General features: G+C 66.1%; 10 protein-coding genes and 1 tRNA gene. 6 read left to right on the top strand and 5 right to left on the bottom strand.

Annotation, left to right across the window (positions count from 1 at the left end):
• The first annotated feature begins 34 nt into the window (after positions 1-34).
• The 5 genes from ACW170_RS15525 (at position 35) to ACW170_RS15505 (ending at position 7,573) form a co-directional block, all read left to right on the top strand.
• Positions 35-121, top strand: a tRNA-Leu gene (locus ACW170_RS15525).
• Between the two features lie 175 nt (positions 122-296).
• Complete coding sequence (locus tag ACW170_RS15520; RefSeq protein ID WP_492087522.1) at positions 297-764, top strand: RNA polymerase sigma factor; 468 nt, start codon at positions 297-299, stop codon at positions 762-764.
• Positions 764-1,741: a FecR family protein gene (locus ACW170_RS15515; protein ID WP_492087521.1), complete on the top strand. Its 978-nt coding sequence runs from the start codon at positions 764-766 to the stop codon at positions 1,739-1,741. The genes ACW170_RS15520 and ACW170_RS15515 overlap by 1 nt, the downstream gene beginning before the upstream one ends.
• Positions 1,742-1,748: 7 nt before the next feature.
• Entirely contained in the window at positions 1,749-4,880 is a 3,132-nt protein-coding gene (locus ACW170_RS15510) for a TonB-dependent receptor (RefSeq protein WP_492087520.1), read from the top strand.
• Between the two features lie 227 nt (positions 4,881-5,107).
• Complete coding sequence (locus ACW170_RS15505; protein WP_492087519.1) at positions 5,108-7,573, top strand: TonB-dependent receptor; 2,466 nt, start codon at positions 5,108-5,110, stop codon at positions 7,571-7,573.
• A gap of 80 nt (positions 7,574-7,653) precedes the next feature.
• On the opposite strand, the gene ACW170_RS15500 is transcribed toward ACW170_RS15505, so the two are convergent.
• The 4 genes from ACW170_RS15500 to ACW170_RS15485 form a co-directional block, all read right to left on the bottom strand.
• Positions 7,654-8,259: a phospholipase domain-containing protein gene (locus ACW170_RS15500; protein WP_492089197.1), complete on the bottom strand. Its 606-nt coding sequence runs from the start codon at positions 8,257-8,259 to the stop codon at positions 7,654-7,656.
• 5 nt (positions 8,260-8,264) lie between these two features.
• Positions 8,265-9,143 carry a glycerophosphodiester phosphodiesterase family protein gene (locus ACW170_RS15495; protein ID WP_492087518.1) on the bottom strand — a complete coding sequence of 293 codons (879 nt, stop codon included), beginning with the start codon at positions 9,141-9,143 and terminating at the stop codon, positions 8,265-8,267.
• Positions 9,143-10,456, bottom strand: a complete 1,314-nt coding sequence (locus ACW170_RS15490) for a purple acid phosphatase family protein (RefSeq protein ID WP_492087517.1) — start codon at positions 10,454-10,456, stop codon at positions 9,143-9,145. Before ACW170_RS15490 ends, ACW170_RS15495 begins: the two co-directional genes overlap by 1 nt.
• Positions 10,457-10,521: 65 nt before the next feature.
• Positions 10,522-13,422, bottom strand: coding sequence for a TonB-dependent receptor (locus tag ACW170_RS15485; RefSeq protein ID WP_492087516.1), 2,901 nt, complete (start codon positions 13,420-13,422; stop codon positions 10,522-10,524).
• Between the two features lie 266 nt (positions 13,423-13,688).
• On the opposite strand from ACW170_RS15485, the gene ACW170_RS15480 reads away from it, so the two are divergent.
• Positions 13,689-15,704: a phosphocholine-specific phospholipase C gene (locus ACW170_RS15480; protein ID WP_492087515.1), complete on the top strand. Its 2,016-nt coding sequence runs from the start codon at positions 13,689-13,691 to the stop codon at positions 15,702-15,704.
• Here the strand turns inward: ACW170_RS15480 and ACW170_RS15475 are convergent, their stop codons facing one another.
• Positions 15,705-16,148: a hypothetical protein gene (locus tag ACW170_RS15475; RefSeq protein ID WP_492087514.1), complete on the bottom strand. Its 444-nt coding sequence runs from the start codon at positions 16,146-16,148 to the stop codon at positions 15,705-15,707. It lies immediately after the preceding gene.
• Positions 16,149-16,171 lie beyond the last annotated feature (23 nt).

Raw genomic sequence — 16,171 nt, 5'->3', positions numbered from 1 at the left:
CGGGTCGGTTCTGGCTATAGAGCCGGACCGGCTCGCGGGCGTGGCGAAACTGGTAGACGCAGCAGACTTAAAATCTGCCGGACGAAAGTCCTTGCCGGTTCGATCCCGGCCGCCCGCACCAGGCTTGTTCTGCAACTAAAGATACGGCTCGAATCGCCGCTCTCTAGAACCGCGTTGTTTCTTCAGCGAGTCCTTCGGTTTTTCGTACGACTGTTTTCTGAACGTCACTGTTGAGCCGTAAAGCCCCATCCAGCGGGGGGCGAATGGCGGTTCAGGATCCAGGGGCAGAAGGCGTATTGGCGAAGAACGCCCCGCGGCTGCGCGCCTTCGTCAGAAGCCGCGTCCGTAACGACGCCGATGCCGACGACATCAGCCAGGAGGCTTACGCCCGCGTCCTGGCGCGCTCTCGCGGCGCGCCGTTGAAGGACCCTGTGGCCTACGCCTTTCGCGTCGCGCTCAATCTGCTCAGCGACAAGGGGCGGTCGGGCGCGCGAGGCGGCGAAGAGGAAATCGCCGACGACATGGCCTCGGCCGATCCCTCTCCGTTCGAGGTTCTGGACATGAAGCAGAGAGCCGACCAGTACGCCCGCGCCTTGCGGGCCATGCCGCGTCTCAGGCGCGAGGTCTTTGTCCTCCGCCAATCCACCGACTTGAGTTATGGGCAGATCGCCGACCGCCTCGGCATCTCCGTCGAGGCCGCACAAAAACACTTCAGCAGGGCGGTCATTGACGTGCGTCGCGCCATGGATACGGAGCGCGCCTGATGAGAGATGGATTGGGCGAAACCGAGGAACAGGCCGCGCTGTGGGCGGACCGTCTTAGACGTGGCCCGCTTGATGCGGATGAAGCTCGTCGTCTCGACGACTGGCTTGCCGCCGGGCCGGAACGCCTTGAAATGCTGGATCTGCATGGGAGGGTGCTGGCCGACCCCGCCCTGGCGGCTGCGATGCGGATAGTGGCCGTTGACGGCTTGCGACCAACCCGCAAGGTCTGGCGACCAATGGCTCGGCCGGCCTGGGCGGCGACGGGGTTAGGCGCGGTCGCTGCTGCGGCGATCGTCGCCGTGCTCGTCTGGCCTTCGGAGAAGGGCTTTGTCCACGAGACGCTTGCGGCGACGGCGGGCCAAACGGTTCAGGCGTCCCTTGAGGACGGGTCTTCGGTGCAACTGAACGGCGACAGCACTGTGCGAACGGCTTTCGGCGCCGGCCGTCGCGAAGTCTATCTGAAGGGCGAAGGCTTCTTTTCGGTCGCCAAGGATGCGAAGCGGCCCTTCTCGGTCATTACGGCGACACACCGGATCACGGCCCTCGGCACGCGCTTCAATGTCGACGAACGCAGCGGCGGGGCGGTCGAGGTCAGCGTGCTGGAGGGGAGGGTCGAGGTTACGGCGTTGAAACACCCAGATCAGCGCAGGGTGCTCAGCGCCGGCGGGCGTCTGCTGGCGCAGCAGGATGGGCTGAGGTCCGTCGCCGTCGCTCGCCTTGATCCGGCGACCACAAAGCCGGATTGGACCCAGGGGTGGATAGACGCCGAAGACATGACCTTGTCGGATTTGCTGGTGGAGCTCAGGCGACAGTCGCCGAGATTCCGCGCGGATTTCGCCGATCCTGACCTGAGCAAACGCCGCATCAGCGGTCGGTTCGAGACCGCCCAGCCTGAAAAAGTGCTGACAGTGGTTGCGGAGACGCAGGGGCTGACGCTGCGCAAGGACGCCTCCGGCCGTCTTCTGATCGACCGGTGAGCTGAGCGTGAAACCGGGGCGGGCATCTGTTCTGGGCGCAGCGGTGCTGGCGGGCTTGGCGGTTTGGGTCACGAGCGCAACGGCGGAGCCTTTGTCGGGCGGGGTGCGGCGATTCCAGATCTCGGCCGGTCCGCTGGCGGAGGCGCTGCGCGACCTGTCGCGGCAGTCGGGGGTGGCGGTCATCGCCGACGCCGACCTGGTGCGCGGTCGCACAGCCCGCGACGTCAGGGGGCGAACGACGGCACGGGCCGCCCTGGCCGGTCTGCTGGCCGGCAATCCCGACCTGCGCAGTCGCATGGTGGGCGACACCCTGATCGTCGAGCGCGCCGCGCCGACGTCGGATTCGCCGCCGCCGCCTTCGGCCGAGCTGGAGGAGGTCGTGGTTCTGGGCCGCCCGGGGGCGATCCAGGAGGCGCTGGAGATCAAGCGCGACTATGACGGCGTCAGCGACGTGGTCAGCGCCGACGACCAGGGCCTGCTGCCGACCAGCAATATCGCCGAGAGCCTGGCGCGACTGCCGGGCGTCAACGCCGTGCGCAACCACCAGACCGGGGAAGGCGACCGCCTGACGGTCCGGGGCATGTCGACCGAGTGGAACGCCTACCGGATCAACGGCGTGCGGTTGGGCGGCGCGGGGTCGCGGGCGGACAAATTCTATCGCGGCGTCCGCCTCAGCTATTTACCGCCTGAGGGCGTACAGAGCCTGATCGTCCGCAAGACCCTGACGCCTGATTTGGACGGCGACGCCTTGGGCGGTCTCATCGACATTCTGACCCCCACGGCGTTCGACGCCGAGCGCGACTATGTGCGGCTTTCGGCGGAGACCGGCTGGCTGATGCGGTTCGATCAGCCGGGCTCTGAAAAGCTGGCCTTGGCGGTGTCGCATCGCTTCTCGGATCGACTGGGCCTGTTCCTCTCCGCCAACTGGAGCGATGCGCGATCCAAGTTCGAGATGGTCGGCGGCGACAGCGACGACCTGCCGCCGGTCTGGTACGAAACTACCTATTCGACGGGGTGGGACTTCGACCGTTTCGTCATGCGCGGCATGGAGTTGGCCGTCGGCGAAACCCAGGTCCGACGCCTCGGCTTGAACGGCAGTCTGGACTGGCGCGGCGCCCAAAACGACCTGCACCTTCGTGTCCAGTACAATCGCTATGAAGGCGACGAGTACCGGAACCGTCTGAATTTCCGCAACGACGGCCTGGCGGGGACGGAGCGTCTGGTCCCGGTGGACAGCGGCTTGGCTGATCTGGCCCAACCGGACGAGATGGTGGTCGGGTCCGATCCCGAACTGGGCCGCATCTACGGCTATACGACCGCTCAGGTGAAGGACGCTGACGGGGACGGGCGGATCACCGACGCGGATCGCGCCGTCCGCTCGATCTACAGTCTGGCCGGCGCGTCGGGCGTGTGGGATCCGATGGGGTTCCGGCTCCGGCGGTTCTGGGAGGCGACGCAGGAATCCGGCCTGCTGTCGTCCGTCACCTTGGGCGGGCGAAGCTGGGGCGGTCCCTGGCGGATCGACTATGACCTCTCTCTGTCCCGATCACAGGACGATCTAGACAACGGCTCGACCCTGGAATTCAGGACCGACGCCGTCGAATGGCTGGGCAACCGCGGCGTCGAGGTGATCGAGACCGGCGACCCGCGTTTTCGGCTGTGGGGGCTAAATTCTGCGGGGCTGGCCGCAGTGCAGGATCCTGCCGCCTATGACTTCAGAAACCTGACCAACGGCTGGGAACAGACTTCGGAAAACCTGGCGCAGGCGCAGTTCGACCTCGCCTACGCCACGGGCGGCGGACCGCTGGAATCGGTCAAGCTGGGCGGGCGCTACATGTATTCGGATCGCCGCAGCGCCGCCGGCGCGCGTCCCGATCTGATCGGCCCCGAGACAATGGCCGACCTTCAGGGGCTGTTCGGCGCGACGGTGACCGATCTGTTCGACGGCCGCTACACCGGCGACCATCAGCTCGGCGTCGTGCTGGACAGCCGTCGGATGCTGGCCGAGATTGAACGCGTCTATCGCGGCGACAGCCCCTATTTCATTGTCGATCCCGAGTTCGAGGCGGACGAGGAACCCGAGAATTTCCGACTGAAGGAACAGGTGGCGGCCGGCTATGTGATGGCGACGGGCCGTTGGGCCGACACTGAACTCACGGGCGGGGTGCGGGTCGAGCACACCCGCTCGAACGTAGGCTTCCCGGTTCTCGACGCGATCCGCGGCGACGGACGAGCCCATCGCCGCAACAGCTTCGTCAATGTCCTGCCGTCGCTCCATCTGCGACGCGCCCTGGGCGCCGAGGCCGTGCTTCGCGCCGCCGTCTGGACCAGTCTCGCCCGCCCGGACATCGCCCGCATGACCACGGCGCGGCAGTATGTCTATGATCAGGACCCCGACGACGACGGCGAGACCAATCCCAAGACCGACTGGGTGCTGCTGGAGGTTCGCGAGGGCAATCCCGATCTGCAGCCGATGGAGGCGATCGGCTACGACCTCTCAATTGAGCATTACGGACGATCGACGGCCTGGTCGGCGGCCCTGTTCCACAAGGACATTCGCAACTTCCTCTACAGGGCCTCGACCAGTTCGATCCGGGATGGCGGCCTGGAGGATCGGGGCGATGAAGACGGAGTACCGGTTCGGGCCTATGTCAACGGACGACGGGCGCGGATCAGCGGCGTGGAACTGGCGATACGCCACGGCTTCGATTGGGCCCCGGCGCCGCTGGACGGCCTGGGCTTCACCGCCAATCTGACCTGGCAGGTTAGTCGCGCCGACGCCAACATCTCCTGGCGCGCGGGCGACGTGCTTCCGTTTACGGAAACCCCGGAGACCTTGGCCGCCGTCGAGCTGTTCTGGCAGGGGGGCGGTTGGGAGGCGGCGGTTGGCTGGAGCCGCCAGGCCGGCTTCCTCGAGGGCATGGATAGTTTCGCCAACGATCCCTATGAGCAGCCCTACAGTTTCGTGGACGTCAGCTTGCGCAGGCGGCTGGGCGACGACGGTCTGGCGTCAATCCAGATACGTAATCTCCTGAACAGCCATACCTATTGGTACACCTTTGGCTCGGGTTCTGAGAACTTGCGCGAGTATATTCGCACCGGGCCGACCGTGACGCTGGCGATCAGCCGCAGCTTCTGACGATCTCACAAATGCGACCCTCGAGTCGCAGCCACGATGGGCTTCCGCCACGTCAATATGGCCGCTAATCCAGTCAGTAAAATTGCTTATGATCTCATTATAAGGTCTGAAGGGTAGTTTGCCGTATTTAAGTGACCAAGCTAAAGATCGCAGATTACGAATTGACGTTACTGAATGATCTGCATGCTATTCCAAATATTCGTCCAATAAATACGGGAAGAGTCGCCTTGAAATTTCTCTATCTCAGCGTTGCGCTGGCGCCCTTGTTAATCGCTACCCCCTCGTTCGCCCAAACTGAACAGGCTCCGGCGCGCCAGACGGCCTGGGAGGCCAGTCGCACTAGGGCGAATGACGACCTCGTCGTCACCGGCGTCGCCAAGGCGCGGGACCGTCTGGACAGCGCCACTTCCACCAGTTCCATTGATGACGTTGATGTGCTGCGGATCGGCAATACCTCGATCAACGCCATCTTCCGCACCATTCCGGGCATCCGGGCCGAGGCCGGCTCGGGCGAGACGCTCGGCAACTACACGATTCGTGGGCTGCCGATGGTAAGCACCGGCGCCAAGTACCTGCAGTTCCAGGAAGATGGTCTGCCGGTGCTTCAGCTTGGCGATATTGTGGCGTTCACACCCGACCATTTCATGCGCTTCGACTTCAACGTCGCCCAGATCGAGTCGATCCGCGGCGGCTCGGCCTCGACCTTCGCCTCCAACGCACCCGGCGGGGTGATCAACCTGATCTCGAACACGGGTGAAGTCGAGGGCGGGTCGGTGCAGGTCTCGACCGGTCTGGACTATGACAGCCAGCGCGTGGACTTCAGCTACGGCGGACACCTCTCCGACACCTTGCGCTTCCATGTCGGGGGCTTTTACCGCGAAGGCGAGGGAGTTCGCGACATCGGCTTTGAAGGCCATCGCGGCGGGCAACTTCGCTTCAATGTGACCAAGGACTTTGACGGCGGCTTCTTCCGCCTCGAGGGCAAACTGCTCGATGACCGCGTGCCCGTCTACCAGTCCGTTCCAATCGCGGTGAGCGGCACAAATGACGATCCGTCCTATGGCGATCTCCCGGGGTTCTCGATCCGAGAGGGCACTCTCACGTCGCGGAACATCGGCGTCATTCCCTACATGACCCCCGACGGGACGGTGGCTGAAACCGATATTCAAGACGGCAGCCATGCTCTGGTCCGGTCAATCGGCTTCCAGACCCGCTTCAATCTTGGCGGTTGGACGATCTCCGAACATATGCGGTTCTCGGATCAGTCGGGCAACCAGTTCTTCAACTTCCCGGCCGGGCTGGCCCCTGCCGCGTCCCTGCCGCTGGCCTTCGGGGGCCGGTCTGGAACGATCGCCTATGCGTCGGGCCCGCAGCGTGGGCAGGCGATCTCCGATCCTGCGAGCCTGAATGGAAATGGCCTCATCGCCATCGCCAGTCTGGTCAATAGCGAGGTCGACAGCCTCAACAACTTCACCAATGACCTGCGCGCAAGCCGCGTATGGGCCGTCGGCGGCGGCGACCTGACCACCACCCTCGGCGTCTATAACGCCACCCAGGACATCGGCTTCGATCGCCAGCAGATCACGGCCTTCCAGGACGTTGTCGACGGTGGGAACTCGGCGCTGGTGGACATCATCAATACCGACGGCACTCGCCGTACTCAGGATGGCGTCTATAGCTGGGCCAGCAATGCCCGGACCGATGTGGAGTACCGCATTCTGGCGCCCTACGCGTCGCTCAACTACCGCATCGGGCGACTGGCGCTGGGGGGGTCTGTGCGGCTCGAGACGGGTGAAGTGCGTGGCGAGACCTTCGGCAATACCCCGACCTCGTCCCGGGCGATCGACATCAACGGCGACGGCGTGCTTTCCGAGGCCGAGCAAACCTTCGGACAGACGGCCAGCCGTATTCCAGTCAACTATGACTACGACTACACCTCCTACTCGATCAGCGCGAACTACCGCCTGTCCCAGAGCTCCTCGGCCTTCGCCCGCTACAGCAGCGGTGGCCGAGCGGCTGGCGAGCGCATTCTGCGTACGACGGCGATCAATCCGGTGACGGGCGGTCTGACCAATACGGACATCTCCTACGACCCGGTCGACCAGGCCGAGGTCGGGGTGAAGTTCCGGACCCCGGGGCTCTTCGCGAACCTGACCGGTTTCTGGGCCGAAGTCGGCGAGACCAATCAACAACTGCGGCCGGACGCCAACGGTCAGACGGCGTTCTTCCTTGTCACCCAGGGCTATGAGGCGATCGGCGCCGAATTTGAAGGCGGGATCCGGCGCGGCCCCTTCAGCCTGACGGGCAGCGCGACCCTGACCAGCGCCGAGATCACCGAAGCGGCGGATCCCGCCCTGATCGGAAATGCACCGCGTCGTCAGGCGGACATGATCTTCGCCATGATGCCGCAGTACGAGACGAACCTGTTCACGGTCGGCGCCAGCCTCGTCGGCACGACCGAGAGCTTCTCTCAGGACGTCAACCAGCTGGTCATGCCGGGCTACACCACGGTGAATGCTTTCATGGAAGTGCGGCCGAGAGAGCGGGTCGTGGTGTCCCTCTACGCGACCAACTTGCTGGATGAGATCGCGCTCACTGAGGTCGCCGCGCCAACCTTGCCGGCTACCGGCGTTGCGCTAGGCCGCACCTTGCCAGGCCGGACGATCACGGCAGCCGTGCGCTTCTACTTCTGATCGAGCCCAGGCTCACCGAAGGTTCGAGGGCGGGGTCGTAAGGCCCCGCCCTTCGATACGTCCAGCGTCGGGCGGCGGCGCTAGGCCTCGCTGATGTCCTGCGGCATACGCACCCGACCCGCAAAACGACGGCGAAAAGCGCCGCCGACCCGTGAAATCGATACGTCGTACCAGCCGTCCGGCTGCACCGGCACGCGGATATGGGGACGGTCGCCGGCGCGGATTCTCGAACGCCGCGCCGCTCGCCCGCCGGTCTCGTCGATGACGCAGAACCAAGCGGTCTCTGCACTTGTCAGGCCCAGGATCAGACCCAGGCCCCGGCGCGCCGGAACCAGCTTGGCCGAAGTGGCGCCGTCGTCAGCCGAGCGGCCGGCGAAGCGCCTGTACAGGCCGTCGGGCGCGACGATGTGAAGATCATAGGGGTCGGCCGGCCAGCTTAGCGACAGCGCCTTGCCGGCCTTCAGACGATAGCGATGCGCCGGGGGCGAAACCGCAAGGCCGTCGTACAGGTGGAACACCGCCTCGTCCGGCCCGTCATTGCGAATATCCAGTATCAAAAGACCCTGGTCGAAATCGAGCCTTTCCTGGATCGCGAGGGGGAGGGGCGGCGTCGGCGACCGGCTGCCGCAAGACAGGAACGGACCTTCGATGGAAAACGCCGCCTGAATGTCCCGGCCTTGGAACATCCGCGTCACTGCGCCGCCTCCAGGCCGCAGGCCGACAGCGTGCGTCGCAGGTCTTGGGGCAGGTCGGTCTGAATCACATTGGCGTCCAAGCCGAGCAGAGCCTCCAGTCGGGCGCAGACATCGGGCGCGCCTGAGGCGACGGCTGTATCGACATCGCCCAGGCTGTTGACCCAGACGCGCGCTGGCAGGGCCCGAATGTCCGCTCTCAACTGCGGCGCCAGCGACTCCGGATCGCCGTGGACCATCACCGGCGCCAGCCCACGCATGGCGGCCGTCAGGCCGTCCGGACGGCTGATGCGCGGCATCGCCATGGCCTTCGGCGCCAACCGCCGCACCTGCGCCAGCACTTCGCTGTCGGAGTCGAAGAACAGGACCTGGTCCGTCATGCCCAGCCCCTCCACCGCAGCGATAATGGGGGCGACGCGGTCCGTCTTGAGGTCCAGATCCACCAGCACGCGTCCGCAGGCGGTGCGCAGCGCCTCGACCAGGGTCGGCGGCGGCTCCGAACTGTCTTCCAGCCGCAGCGCCCGCACCTGGGCGTAGGTCAGGCTTTCGGACTCGCCGATGCCGCCGGTGGTGCGGGTCACGGTCTGGTCGTGCATCAGGAAGGGGACGCCGTCGGCCGAAACCTTGACGTCGATTTCGATGATGTCCGCGCCGGCCCGCACGGCTTCGTCGATGGCGGCCAGCGAGTTCTCGGGCGCCTCGAGATGGCCGGCCCGGTGCGCGGCGATCAGCAGGGCGCCGCGCGGCTTCGCCAGCTCGGCCTGAAGGCGCGACATGACGGCGGTTTCCCCGCAGACCGGATCGGCCAGGGCCGGCGTCGCCGCCAGCCCCGCCGCCCATGCCGCGAGCAGCCCGACGATCGCGGTGCGCGCGATCACTATTGGTCCTCGCGCCGCAGGATCAGCTCCGGCGTCGCCGGCTTCAGATCGGTCAGACGCGCCGGACCCGCGCCGGGCTTGTCCAGCTGGAAGGCGTCGTACGGCGCGCCGTCCATGGTGAAGGCCCGCACCGTCAGTCGGGCCGCAGAGACCTCGACCTGCTGGAACACCTGCACGCCGCTGGCCTTGCGCTCCGTCCAGTTCAAGTCGCCCAGCGGATACTGCTTCGGCCCGACGTTGGAGACCATATAGACCGGGCCCTGATCGTGGGGGCGGCCGCGTCCATAGGTGTGGTCATGGCCGGCCAGAACCAGGTCGACGTGATAGCGGTCGAACAGGGGTTGCAGCACGGCGCGCAGTTCTTCGCCGCTGCGGCCCCGGGCGGTGGAATAGAGGGGGTAGTGCAGGAAGACGACCGTCCAGCGCGACGGGTTGTCGGCCAGTTGCCGCTCCAGCCAGGCCACCTGATCCTGTGCCGCCTGCGGGTCTTCGTCGATCATGTCGGCGTCGAGCGAGATGATGCGCACGCCCTGATAATCGACCCGATACACGGTCTCGGTCAGCGTGTCGGACGGGCCGTTCTCGGGCAGGGTGAACTGGAGCCGCCACTGGGGCGCCAGCAGCTGCGGGGTCGAGCCCTGGGGCTTCATGTATTCGTGGTTGCCCGGCGTCATCAGCGATGGGGTCTCGGCCAGACGGTGGGCGTCCATATCGAACCACTCGCCCCATTCCGCGTCGTTGTCGGCCCGGTTGATCAGGTCGCCGGCGAACAGCATGAAGGCCGCGTCCGGGGTCTGGCGCAGGGCGCGGCGCACGGCCAGGCCGCCCATGGAGCGGATGTCGTTCTGGACGTCGCCCATATAGAGGAAGGTGAAGGGACGGCCCTCGGCGGCGGCGGTCTTCACCTGGCGCCAGGGGGACCAGGATCCCTCCTTGCCCACACGATAGACGTACTGGGTGTCGGGCGTCAGGCCGGTCAGACGGACGCTGTAATAGTCGGCGGCGACGTTCTGTTCGTCTCGCGTCGTGAAGGCGGCGGGCGTGCGCTGCGCCGGCTGGCGAACGGCCTGGGCAGGGTAGGCGGGGCCCGGCGTCAGGGTCGCATATTCGATGAAGCCGTCGCCCGCGCCCGCTTCGGCGCGCCAGTTGAAGGCCAGGCTGGTCGACGGCGTCTCGGTCAGATTGACGATGACGCGTTCGGGCAGGGAAGCCGTCTGGGCTTGCGTCTGGGCTTGCGTCGGGGCGGTCTGGATGGCGGCGAAGGCCAGGGCGCTGCAGGACAGGGTCGCGGCGAGGCGCAGGGACAGGCGCATGGAGTATCCTCGATGTCAGGAAAAGGCGCCGCTCGCGGGAGATCTCCCGCGAGCGGCAGGCGCGATCAGAGCCGCCAGTTCAGGTTCAGGCTCAGGTAACGACCGTTCTCGATGTAGTCGCGGACGCCGCCCTTTCCTTCACCGAAGGTGTAGAAGTAGGTGTAGTTGTCCAACAGGTTCTGCACCTTGAAGGTCGCCGTCAGGTTCGGCGTGATCTGACGCCGGGCCATCAGGTCCACGAAGTGATAGTCCTGCTCGTACGGGTCGTTGCCGTAGTCCTCGATGTCTTCCAGCGACACGTCCTGATAGTTGTAGGCGACATAGGCCTCCCAGCCGTTGCGCTCCCAGAACAGTTCCAGGTTCACGATGTGGTCAGGGGTTTCCATGAAGGGCAGGGTGTAGCCTTCCGGGTGCCAGGACAGGCCGGTCTCGGCTTCCGAGCGCTGGATGGTGGCGTTCACCGCCACGCCCAGGCCGTCGAACGGCGCCGGCAACCAATGAAGCTGCTGGCGGGCGTTGATCTCGACGCCGCGGATCTCTGCCTTGCGGCCGTTCATCGGCATGGAGACGGGCACGCCCGACGGATCTTCGAACTCGCCCTCCGTGCCGTTCTGGATGACCGACGACGATGAGCGGAACAGGAACTTGTCCAGGTCCTTGTAGAACAGGGCGACCGAATAGGCGCCGGTGCGTCCGTTGTAATATTCCGCCGACAGGTCGTAGTTGACCGAGGTCATCGGCTCCAGGTCGGGATTGCCCTGAACGATGCCAGCCAGCACCCATTCGTTGGTCGGATTGGTCACGCCGTCGCCGTCGGGATCGCTCTCGTAGCTGTATTCCTTGACCGAGGTCATCCGGTTGATGTCCGGACGCGACACGCTGGTCCAGATCGCCGCCCGCAGCTTGGCGTTCCGGCTGACGTCGTAGTTGACGTGGATGGAAGGCAGCCAGTTGGTGAAGCCCGAGGTGTCGGTGGTGTAGTCCTCGCCCCGCACCGGGTCTTCGGTCCAGGCGCGGATGTCGTTGCTGGTGTCTTCGACCCGCACCCCGGCGATCACTTCGGCCGCGCCGAAACGAGCGGTGCCCATGACATAGGCCGACACCACCTGTTCGTCGTAGAACCAGGTCGAGGCGTAGTCGATCGAGTCCGCCTCGTTCAACGTCAGCAGGGTCGAGTTCCCCGCCTTGGCGCGTTCGATCTCGGCCATCATCTTGCCGGTGTCGATGACGGCGCCGAGTTGGTGCTGGCCGGTGTACTGGCCGTCGAACATGTCGGTGACCGCCTCGCCGAACAGGGCGGAATAGTCGGCCATGGTGCCCTGCGGCTCCAGGTCGATCAGCGACCCTTCCAGGCGTTCACGCTCGGACTTGTAGTATTTGGCGCCGGCGCGGACCTCCTGCAGCCAGGAGCCGGTCGGCTCGTAGCGCAGGTTGAACTGGGCCTGGTTCAGGGTTTCCTTAGCGCCGCCGTAGCTGCCGCTCAGGCTGGAGGCGGTGTACTGGGTCAGGTCTTGGACGCCCGCCATGCCGGCGGGGTTCAGCACCCATTTCAGGTACTGCGGATCCCCCTGGCTGACGATCTCGACGCCTTCGTTGCCCTTCCAGAGGTAGGCGTTGCGACCGAAATACATCTCGTAGCTGTCGACGATATTGTCCTCGGACTCCGAGTGGGACAGATCGTAGTCGAGGGTGAACTGGCCGAGGCGGCTCTCGCCCCCGAAGTTGACCATCTGCAGCACGCCCTCGGTCGTGCCGCCTTCCCAGTAGCGGCGCAGGCGGAAGCCTTTGGGATCCCAGGAGCCCGACGAGCCGTTCAGGCTGTAATAGCCGGTGGAGCCCTTGTCCGCGTCGGTGATTACCCCGTCCTTGTCGCGGTCCACGATTTGGGCGGTGGTGTAGTTGTAGATGGCGCCCTTGGGGCCATAGCCGATGACGGCGTTCGCGGGCTGGGTCAGGTCGCCGCGCGACTTGTCGACCTGCTCCAGACGCGCCGAGGCGCTGGTGCCGCCCTCGTTGCGGAAGTTCAGGCGGTTTCTGAACTGGGTCTCTTCGTACTCATTGTACTGGCCGCGCAGGTGGAAGTCGTGGTGGTCGCCACGCCAGTCCAGCGAGCCGTTGAAGCCCCAGCGCGTCACGTCGGTGTCGCCAGTGGACATTTCCAGACCGCGGGTCACGAAGGTCTGAGGATCGAAGTCCAGGCTCTGGGTCGTGCTGTACCAGGTGCGGGGCATATTGTCCCCGGAGTTGCCGACCTGCTCGAACTGCGAGGCGCGCTCCGAATAGTTGCCGGTCACGAACAGGCCCAGCCGCTCCGAGAACTGCTTGCCGAAGGCGACGTCGGCCGCCCACGAAGTCCGGTCGTCGCGCTGTTGCAGCAGGGTGCCCTCGATCGAACCGGCGACGTGGGTCGGGTCATAGTCGAAGGCTGTCGGCGTCTTGATGTCGATGGTGCCGCCGATGGCGTCGCCGTCCATATAGGGCAGCAGGCTCTTGTAGACCGTGATCGCATCGACGCCCGACGTCGGCAGGAAGCTGAGGCGCACGCCGCGGAAGAAGTTGTCGCCCGGCGATCCGGTGCCGCCCATGCGCACGCCGTTGACGGCGTAGGCGTTGTATTCGGTCGCCATGCCCCGGATCACCACCCGGTCGCCTTCGCCGGTGAAGTGGTTGCGGACCGCCGACACGCCGGGAATGCGCGATGCGGCCTCGGTCAGGTTGGACGAGGGCAGCTTGCCCATGTCGTCGGCGCTGACGCTGTCCGAGATCATGTCGTTGTTGCGCTTCTCGTCGATCGAGCGGCGCAGGCCCTGAAGATAGCCGGTGACGACGACTTCATCGAGCACCGGCGCGGCGGCCTCTGCGGGCGTCGCGCCCGACTGCGTCTGGGCCAGGGTCCAGTGTGGAAATGCGGCGACGAGCGCCAGGCCGCCGGCGGCGGCCATATAGCGAGATTTGGTCTTGAGCATGTGATCCCCCGTGATCTGCTTTGGCGCAGACCGGGGAGAGACGGGCTGGTTAGCCCGACCTGACAGCCGTCATCAAGATTTCATCCCCCTGTCGCTGATCCGCAGATTTCGGACGCGGCCGACGTGGAAATTCGCGCGACGGCGCGGCGCTGAAGTCTTTCTGTCACAACCGACTTCTATGAGACTGGCCCATCGAGGCCGAAGCGAACCTAGGCCGTCGTCGCCTGTGTCGGCCCCGTGGCCGCCCGCCTCAGCACGGACCCGCCATGCCCCAGATCGACCGCCGCGGCCTATTGGCCGGCCTCGCCGCCGCCACCGCCTTTCCCTCGCTTGCGCGGGCCCTGAGCATTGCGCCAAGGGTGCGGACGGGGACGATCCAGGACGTCGATCATGTGGTCATCCTGATGCAGGAGAACCGGTCCTTCGATCACTACTTCGGCACGATGAACGGGGTCCGGGGCTTTTCGGACCCCCATCCGGCGCCGGCGCCGGGTGTCGACGGCCGCGCCCGCGACGTGCTGCTTCAGCATGACGGACGCGGCGAAGGCCCGGCCTGGCTTTCGCCCTTCCCGCTAAACACCCGCCAGACCTTCGCTCATATGCGGGTCGAGGGGACGCCGCACAGCTGGTCGGACGCCCAGGCGGCCTGGGACGAGGGGCGGATGGGGCGTTGGCCCGAGGCCAAGCACGCCCATTCCATGGGCTATTATGAGCGGGCGGACATCCCCTTCCAGTACGCCATGGCCGACGCCTTCACCCTGTGCGACGCCTATTTCTGCTCGCTTCAGACCGGCACCAATCCGAACCGGGTGATGCTGTGGTCGGGGACGAATGACGGGTCGGGCGAGCGGGGCGGGCCCTGTATCGGCAATTCGCACGACAGCCTGCCGGGCGAGGGCGAGGCCATGGAGCCCTATCGCTGGACCACCTATGTGGAGCGGTTGCAGGCGGCGGGGATCGACTGGCGCGTCTATCAGGACATGGCCGACAATTTCACCGACAATCCCCTGGTCGGGTTCGAGGCCTTCCAGAAAGCCGTGGCCGGCGCGCCGGGATCCGATCCGGCCCTGGTCGAACGGGGCCTGACCACGCGGGCGCTGGACGGATTGAAGGCCGACGTCCTCGCCGGACGACTGCCCCAGGTCTCCTATGTCATCGCCACCGCCAGCGGATCGGAACACCCCGGCCCGTCCAGCCCGGCCCAGGGCGCCGACTATACGGCCCAGGTGATCGACGCCCTGACCGCTGACCCGGACGTTTGGGCGCGCACGGTCCTGCTGGTCAATTTCGACGAGAACGACGGCTTCTTCGACCATGTGCCTCCGCCGGCGCCGCCGTCGCGCGACGCCCCGGGCGGCCTGCGGGGCGGATCCACCGTCGATCTGACGGGTGAATACCACCTGCAGGCCGCCCGCGCCGACAAACAGCTGGACCTGCCACAGTATCGCGGCCGCCCCTACGGCCTGGGCCCACGCGTGCCCATGTATGTGCTGTCGCCCTGGAGCCGCGGCGGGAAGGTCAATTCCGAGGTGTTCGACCACACTTCGGTAATCCGCTTCCTGGAGGCCCGGTTCGGCGTCATGGAGCCCAATATCTCGCCCTGGCGCCGGGCTGTCTGCGGCGACCTGACCTCCTGCCTGGATTTCAGCGGCTCGGACGCCCGGGTGGTTGCACTGCCCGCGACCCAGGACGACGCCGTGCGCGCCGCCGCCCTGGGCGGACGCGCCACCCCGCCGATCCCGGCGACCCCGGCTCGGCCCGAACAGGTCGCGGGTTTCAGACCGGCCTGCCCCAGCATCTATGCGCTGGAGTGCGAGCGCGAAGTTCTGGCCGACGGCGGCGTGCGTCTGTCCTTCATCAACACCGGCGCTCGGGCGGCGGTGTTCCACGTCTATGACCGTCTCGACCTGGAGGCCGGCCCCCGGCGCTATACGGTCGAGGGCGGCAAACGGCTTCAGGACGTCTGGGCGGCGTCGGGCGGCGTCGATGTCCAGGTCATGGGCCCGGAGGGCTTCCATCGCCGCTTCGTCGGATCTGGTGCGGCGCAGAGGGTGTCCGCGCGGCTGGACTGGTCCGGCGGAGCGCCTGTCCTGGTGCTGACCGGCAAGGGCGCGGCGCAGGTCGATCTCGGCCAAGGCGAACAGGGTGTCGCCCTCGATGGCGAACACAGGGTTCGGATCGAGGGGATGGACGCCAATCAGACCTATGACCTGTCTGTCGAAGCCGGCGGCTGGCGAAGCGAATTCGCCGGCCGGGCCCCGGCCGCGCGTTTCAAGGGCTGATCAGCCGCCCCGGCCATCCATGACAAAGGCGCTGATCGTCGGGAAGGACTTGTCTTGCGGGCGCATGTCCTCGCAAGCGAAGGACTTCAATCCACCATAAATCCCGCCCGACGGGGTGGCGTCCCAGGGGCTCTCCTCGGCATAACGATCCGTTTCCTCGCCGTCGGGACCATGGGTCACCGTCGCGACCGTACGGGACTGACCGTCCGAACAGCGGATCGCCACCTCCTCGACCTCATGATTCAGATCGGTCGCATCGCCCTGGGCCGGGACGCGGGCGAAGCGGACGATGACGACGCCGTCCGTGGCTGCAAGCGTGTCCTGATCCACGAGGTAGACCGTCTTGTCGCTGGCTGAAAATCGGGTCCAGGTCTCAGCCGCTACAGGCGAGGCTGCGGCCAGGATGCCGAGGCTTAAGACTGTCAGTGTGGCGATTCCGCGCATGGTGATCCTCCCGTTGGGGGAAG

It is taken from the genome of Brevundimonas sp. FV2ps16 (genome assembly GCF_058681075.1).
This window is presented reverse-complemented; position numbering and strand designations above follow the sequence as displayed.

What these genes read in the sequence shown, in the direction of transcription:
- ACW170_RS15500 (WP_492089197.1), bottom strand. Translation starts at nt 8,259, where the DNA reads ATGTTCCAAGGCCGGGACATTCAGGCGGCGTTTTCCATCGAAGGTCCG.
- ACW170_RS15485 (WP_492087516.1), bottom strand. Translation starts at nt 13,422, where the DNA reads ATGCTCAAGACCAAATCTCGCTATATGGCCGCCGCCGGCGGCCTGGCG.
- ACW170_RS15515 (WP_492087521.1), top strand. Translation starts at nt 764, where the DNA reads ATGAGAGATGGATTGGGCGAAACCGAGGAACAGGCCGCGCTGTGGGCG.
- ACW170_RS15480 (WP_492087515.1), top strand. Translation starts at nt 13,689, where the DNA reads ATGCCCCAGATCGACCGCCGCGGCCTATTGGCCGGCCTCGCCGCCGCC.
- ACW170_RS15490 (WP_492087517.1), bottom strand. Translation starts at nt 10,456, where the DNA reads ATGCGCCTGTCCCTGCGCCTCGCCGCGACCCTGTCCTGCAGCGCCCTG.
- ACW170_RS15475 (WP_492087514.1), bottom strand. Translation starts at nt 16,148, where the DNA reads ATGCGCGGAATCGCCACACTGACAGTCTTAAGCCTCGGCATCCTGGCC.